At 75.2% G+C, this 2,330-nt stretch carries 1 protein-coding gene; it reads left to right on the forward strand.

What is annotated here, in order from left to right:
* Window positions 1-2,330: DUF2339 domain-containing protein (locus PKE44_RS18435; RefSeq protein ID WP_324554158.1), on the forward strand; the 2,330-nt coding region annotated here is incomplete at both ends.

Genomic DNA, 2,330 nt, shown 5'->3' on the forward strand with positions numbered 1-2,330 from the left:
GAAGCAGCACGCCCCGCCGCCGTCCCGGCCCGCGAAACCGTCTGGACCCGCGCAGCCGTCGAGCCCGCGGCTGTCGCGCAGGCAGCGCCGCCGCCCCCCGATGGCTGGCAGCCCGGCTTTCCGCAGGCCGCGATCCCGCCCGGCTGGGACACCCCGCAGTCCGGTGCGGCCGGGGCTTCGCTGCGCTCGCGGCTGCAGGACTGGCTCGCCGGTGGCAACGCGCTGGTGCGTACCGGCATCGTCGTGCTGTTCTTCGGCGCAGCCTTTCTGGTGCGCTACGTCGCCGAGCATTCGCAGCTGTCGATCGAGCTGCGCCTCGCAGCCCTGGCGGCGACCGGCATCGCCGGCGTCGCGCTCGGCTGGCGGCTGCGCGAGCGCCGGCGCGGTTACGCGCTGAGCCTGCAGGGCGGCGGCCTCGGCCTGGTCTATCTGGTGCTGTACGGCGCGATGCAGTTCTACGGGCTGATCCCGCCGCTCGCCGGTTTCGCGCTGCTGTTCGCGTGCACGGCAGCCGGCGTCGCGCTCGCGGTCGCGCAGGCCGCCGAGGTGCTCGGGCTGTTCGCGGTGCTCGGCGGCTTTCTCGCGCCGGTGCTGGTCTCGACCGGCAGCAACGATCACGTCGCGCTGTTCGGCTACTACCTCGTGCTCGATCTCGGCATCCTGGCGCTGCTGCTGCGCGAGCCGTGGCGGCGGCTGGCCGTGCTCGGCTTCGTCTGCACCTACGTGATCGGCACGCTGTGGGGCGGGCTGCGCTACCGGCCGGAGCTGCTGGCGAGCACCGAGCCCTTCCTGCTCGCGTTCTTCGGGCTGTTCTCGCTGCTGCCGGTGCTGGCCGCGCACCGGCTGCCGCCGGACCCGAAGCGCCCGCTCGACGCCGGGCTGGTGTTCGGCGTGCCGGTGCTGACGCTGGCGCTGCAGGCGGCGCTGCTCGAAGGCGTCGAACACGGACTGGCGCTGAGCGCACTCGGCTGCGCGGCCTGGTATGCGGCGCTCTGGCGCTTCTGCCGGCAGCGGCCGGCGCTCGTGCTGCTCGGCGAATGTCAGGCGGCGATCGCGCTGGTGTCGGCGACGCTCGCCGTGCCGCTGTACTTCGAGGCCGGCACGTCGAGCCCGCTGTGGGCGCTCGAAGGTGCCGGGCTGGTCTGGGTCGGCGCCCGGCAGGACCGGCGCGGGCTGACCGGCTTCGGCGCGCTGCTGCTGTTCGCCGCCGGGGCGCTGTGGCTGGACGCGCACCTGCCCGATATGCCGGTGTCGCGGCCGTTCCTGCGCGCCGACGCGCTCGACACGCCGCTGCTCGCGCTCGCGGCGCTGTTCGCCGCCGCCGCCCTCGGGCGCCTGCGCCCGGCGCCGCAGCCGCTGCGGCTCGAAACCGTGCTCGCCGGCTGGGGGGCGTTCTGGTGGCTGCTGTGGTGCCTGCGCGAGACGGCGATGTCGACGCTGGCGGTCGATGCCGCGAGCGGCGTCTGGCTGCTGTTCCTTGCCGCGAGCAGCGCGCTCGCCTTCCTCGCCTGGCGGCGGCTGGCGCTCGGCTGGCTGCGCGTGCCGCTGTACGGGCTGCCGCTGCTGCTCGCGCCGCTGGCCATGCACGACTTCCTGCACCGCGACCACCCGCTCGCCGGCCTCGGCGCCGCCGGCTGGCTGGCGGCGTTCGCGGTGCAGTTCGGGCTGCTGCGCGTCGAATCCTCCGCGGCCGATGCCGGTGATCGCGGCCGGCGCTGGCGCTACGCGGCCGCCGTCTGGCTGCTGCTGGCGCTGGCGCTGCAGGAGGTAGCGTGGCTGATCAGCGATGTCATGCATCTCGCGTTCGTGTGGACGCGCGCCGCCAACGGCGTGCTGATCGCGGCGACGCTGGTGCTGCTGCTCGATGGCGAGCGCCCGGCGTGGCCGCTTGCCGCGTACGGCACGGCCGGTCGCCGGCTCGCCGGCGCACCGGTGGCGCTGCTGCTGCTCGCGTGGTTCCCGGTCGCCGGTCTGCACGCGACGGCGCTGCCGGCGCCGCTGCCGTTCGTGCCGCTGCTGAACCCGGTCGAACTGGCCTCGATCCTCGCGCTGCTGGTGCTCGCGCGCGCCTGCAGCCGGCCGTGGTTCGTGCCGCCGGCGCAGCTGCCGGTCGTGCGCACCGTGCTGGCGGCGCTCGGCTTCGCGACACTGAACCTCGCCGTGCTGCGCGCCTGTCATCACCTCGCCGGCGTGCCGTGGTCAAACGCGGCGCTGTGGGATTCGCGCCTCGTGCAGACCGCGCTGGCGCTGGTCTGGGCGACGGCGGCAGTCGTGCTGATGCTCACCGGCACGCGCCGCGGGCAGCGCGGCATCTGGCTCGCCGGCGCCGG

This window comes from Plasticicumulans sp. (assembly GCF_035331805.1).
Classification (GTDB): Bacteria; Pseudomonadota; Gammaproteobacteria; order Competibacterales; family Competibacteraceae; genus Plasticicumulans.